The sequence below is a fragment of the Rubripirellula obstinata genome (assembly GCF_001642955.1).
Taxonomy (GTDB): Bacteria; Planctomycetota; Planctomycetia; order Pirellulales; family Pirellulaceae; genus Rubripirellula; species Rubripirellula obstinata.
This window is the reverse complement of record NZ_LWSK01000230.1, coordinates 1-3,350: the sequence shown is the minus strand read 5'-3', so window position 1 is coordinate 3,350 and position 3,350 is coordinate 1. Positions and strand designations below refer to the sequence as shown.

At 55.3% G+C, this 3,350-nt stretch carries 5 protein-coding genes; all 5 read left to right on the top strand.

All coding sequences use genetic code 11. From position 1 onward, the window contains the following. Positions 1-157: 157 nt before the first annotated feature. The 5 genes from RC85_RS25235 to RC85_RS27945 all read left to right on the top strand — a co-directional run bounded on the left by RC85_RS25235 (position 158) and on the right by RC85_RS27945 (position 3,218). Positions 158-526, top strand: coding sequence for a hypothetical protein (locus RC85_RS25235; protein WP_068267637.1), 369 nt, complete (start codon positions 158-160; stop codon positions 524-526). A gap of 426 nt (positions 527-952) precedes the next feature. After that, a complete protein-coding gene (locus tag RC85_RS27950; protein WP_162273286.1) occupies positions 953-1,120 on the top strand; it encodes a hypothetical protein in 168 nt (55 codons plus the stop codon). Next, positions 1,117-1,737: an SMI1/KNR4 family protein gene (locus RC85_RS25230; RefSeq protein WP_068267635.1), complete on the top strand. Its 621-nt coding sequence runs from the start codon at positions 1,117-1,119 to the stop codon at positions 1,735-1,737. Before RC85_RS27950 ends, RC85_RS25230 begins: the two co-directional genes overlap by 4 nt. A 153-nt stretch (positions 1,738-1,890) precedes the next feature. After that, on the top strand, positions 1,891-2,217 hold the full coding sequence (locus RC85_RS25225) for a hypothetical protein (protein ID WP_068267632.1): 327 nt from the start codon (positions 1,891-1,893) through the stop codon (positions 2,215-2,217). A 404-nt stretch (positions 2,218-2,621) separates the two neighbouring features. Next, positions 2,622-3,218, top strand: a complete 597-nt coding sequence (locus RC85_RS27945) for a hypothetical protein (protein WP_162273285.1) — start codon at positions 2,622-2,624, stop codon at positions 3,216-3,218. Positions 3,219-3,350: the final 132 nt, after the last annotated feature.

The window sequence follows — 3,350 nt, the reverse complement described above, 5'->3', positions numbered from 1 at the left end:
TCTCCACTCGATTCCATATAACGCAATGCGGCGGATAACCAAAGGATGCACCGGAGTGGGGCTTGCGGCTGCTTTCTGATGGTTACCTTTTCCGTCCCCACCCGGTGATCCTAGACGTTATCCGACTGAAACTCTCCAACTCCAGTGGCTGAACGAAATGGCTAACGAAGGTGACATCGAAACTTCAGCTGAGCCTCCTGAACCCAAGCCTAACCGAAGACTCGATCGCCCACAGATGTTCAGCGTTGCCGGTGCCGTGGTCGGTGCAACTATCGCAAATATCTCCGGCATTTTTGGCGGTGCATCCTTGATTATCGGAGGTGCACTTGGAGGCGGTGTGGGTGGTGGACTCGGGTACCTCGCGGGAAAATGGCTTTTCCCTAACGATGGCCCTGAATCTGACCCTGTGATCATCGCGTCCAAAAAACAGAGCGATAAAGACTTTCTTGCTGTTGCTGGCTGTGCTGTTCTAATAGTCCTGATCCTGGGTGCGTGTGCCATTGGATGGGCAATTCTGGGTGCTTGACTTATGGCTGCACATCTTTGCTTTTCTCGATATACTTACACCCTGGTCGTTCAGCAAGAACGACGGATAACCATGGTTTGCACCGGAGCACGGCTTGCGGGCTTTTCTCTGCTAAACAACTTTACTCTCCGTGCCCGGTGAACCCTACCGTTATCCGACTGAGCCGCGGACATTTGCTGCCCGCCTCGCGCCCTGCGGGGCATTGCCAACGCTCGACCAAAACCGCTTTGCCCCCAACGCTCGACGAAACCGAAGTGCCGACTGCCCTGCGGGGCATCAACCGACGCCTGAATTCCAATGCTCAATTAATGCCGACGTGCCGGATGCACTGCGTGGCACCAACCAACGCCTGCCTTCGGGCTCTCGATTTAACGCTGCCCACCGAAACTTGTCTGAACGCCCGATCTCTGTTACGATTAGAAACTGGTGATTGTCACCCACGGGGACGAAGTCCGCGCTGACGGATCACATCGCAATGGCGTTTTGCGGATAACCATTGCATGCACCGGAGTGGCGGCCGCACACTTTCCTCTCTGCTTGCACGCCCAACCCCGCCACCTCGGTGATGCATACCGTTATCCGACTGAGCAATGATCTACCGAAATCGCATCTTCGACGACACGAAACCCGCTCCAGACGCCGCGCTGGTCCGCAGCATTGAGAAGTCCTTGGGCGTTTCGTTGCCTCCCGACTACGTTAAATTCATCTCCATTTGCAACGGTGGATATGCGGCGTACGAATTCGATATCGAATTTGATGACGGCACTTCCGAACCGCTCGGGTTTGGTGCGTTGTACTCCTTTGTTTCGCCGGGTTCTTGGGAAACACTTCCGTTCGAGTTGGACGAAGATCGAAAATTGGACGGCTTTCCGCCTCAGGGCGTGCTTCCGATAGCACGAGATGGGGGCGGATCCAAGCTATATCTGGATCTACGCGACGGCTATCGTGTTGTCGCGTTTGTGAGTGGGTTGCCTGCCTGGACCGGCCTGCGTGGACAAGACTCACTCGTCACCGTAGCCAAGAGTTTTGACGACTACTTGGACGGTCTTTACCTTACAAATGACATGATCGTCGACTCAATCACCCACTTCGACCCTAGGTACAACAAGCCTGAACTAATGGCCGAACTCTTTGATACGGGCTCGCCTGACTGGCGAACAGTCCATGCGGAAATCTGGGATCGTCACGTCGTAAATCGGAGTGACGGATAACCATGACATGCACCGGAGTGGCGGTGGTTAGCTTTTTCGTTTGCTTGCAAGTCTTTCGCCGCCACCCGGTGATGTCTACCGTTATCCGACTGAACGGATTGGCATTCGCTTCGTCCGACACTGCACATACTCAAACATGGAATCGTCCCTCTCATGCGACCACCCGGCGGCGAATTGACGTTCTACACGGCACTGGGAATGCTTTATGGCGTTGGTGCAACAATCGCGGGGTTTGCTCTTGCTCTTCCTGCATACTTCCCGCTGGCCGCATTGGTTGGATTGCCATCGCTTGGAGTATGGCTCGAGCAACGATGGGCTGGGCTTGTCCTTGCTATCATCTGCGTACTGACAATTCCCCTTGCCATTGCCGCTTTCATTTTCATGGATGACACACTACTCGAACGTGTTGTTCGGATTGTTCGCATTGCTATCGCAGGACATCTCGCATTTCTTGCGTACCAATGGTCCCAAGATGGATAGACCCCTGCGAACACTACGTAAAACCACACGGCGGATAACCATGGGTTGCACCGGAGCCGGGCTTGCGCGCGTTTTCTGATGGTTAACTTTTCCCTCCCGGCCCGGTGAACCCGGACGTTATCCGACTGAGCCGCGGACACTTGCTGCCCGCCTCGCGCCCTGCGGGGCACATTCAACGCTTGAAACACGACCGCCAACACTGCTCTGCCCCCAACGCCCGACCAATACTCAAGCCCAGACTGCCCTGCGGGGCATCAACCGACGCCCGAATTGCAATGCTCAATCAATGCTGAAGTGCCGGATGCACTGCGTGGCACCAACCAACGCCTGTCCTTGGTTGCTCGATTTACTGCTGTTTGCCGAAACTTGCTTGACCGACCACTCTTTGTTACGATTTCAACACGGTGATTGTCACCCACGGGGACGAAGTCCGCGCTGACGGACCGGATCGTAATGGTGTCTTGCGGATAACCATTGCATGCACCGGAGTGGCGGCCGCACGCTTTCCTCTCTGCTTGCACGTCAAATCCCGCCACCTCGGTGATGCATACCGTTATCCGTACTGGGTTCATAGCCCCAACATGAATCCCTACGCAGCACCAAATAATGGCACGTCTTCTGCAGGTCAAGATGCGGCAACTTCCTTTATACGCCAATGCCCCGTTTGTTACGCAAAGGTCAATCACGTGGCCTTGGTTTGGCCAACGTTTCGCTGCAAAAGATGCTCGAATCGACTCGTAATCGGTGGCTCCTGGCAGTCTCGACTGCTTTCATTCGTCACCGCTGCTGCACTGATCGCCGGATCGATCGCTGCCCCATTCCTCGGGCTTAGCTCGGACGTCTATCTGCTAGCATCCATTCTCTTATTTGCACTTGCCTACACGCTATGGCTGCAACTGTTCGGTCGCCCACGTCTGAAAAGCTGGCTTGGACACGCATCGTCACATACACTGCACTCAACTCGCCGTTCCTATTTACGTTCCCTTCGCAATCGCGGATAACCATTGCATGCACCGGAGTGGCGGCCGCACGCTTTTCTCTCTGCTTGCACGTCAAATCCCGCCACCTCGGTGATGCTTGCCGTTATCCGACTGAGCCGCGAACATTTGCTGCCCGCCTCGCGCCCTGCGGGG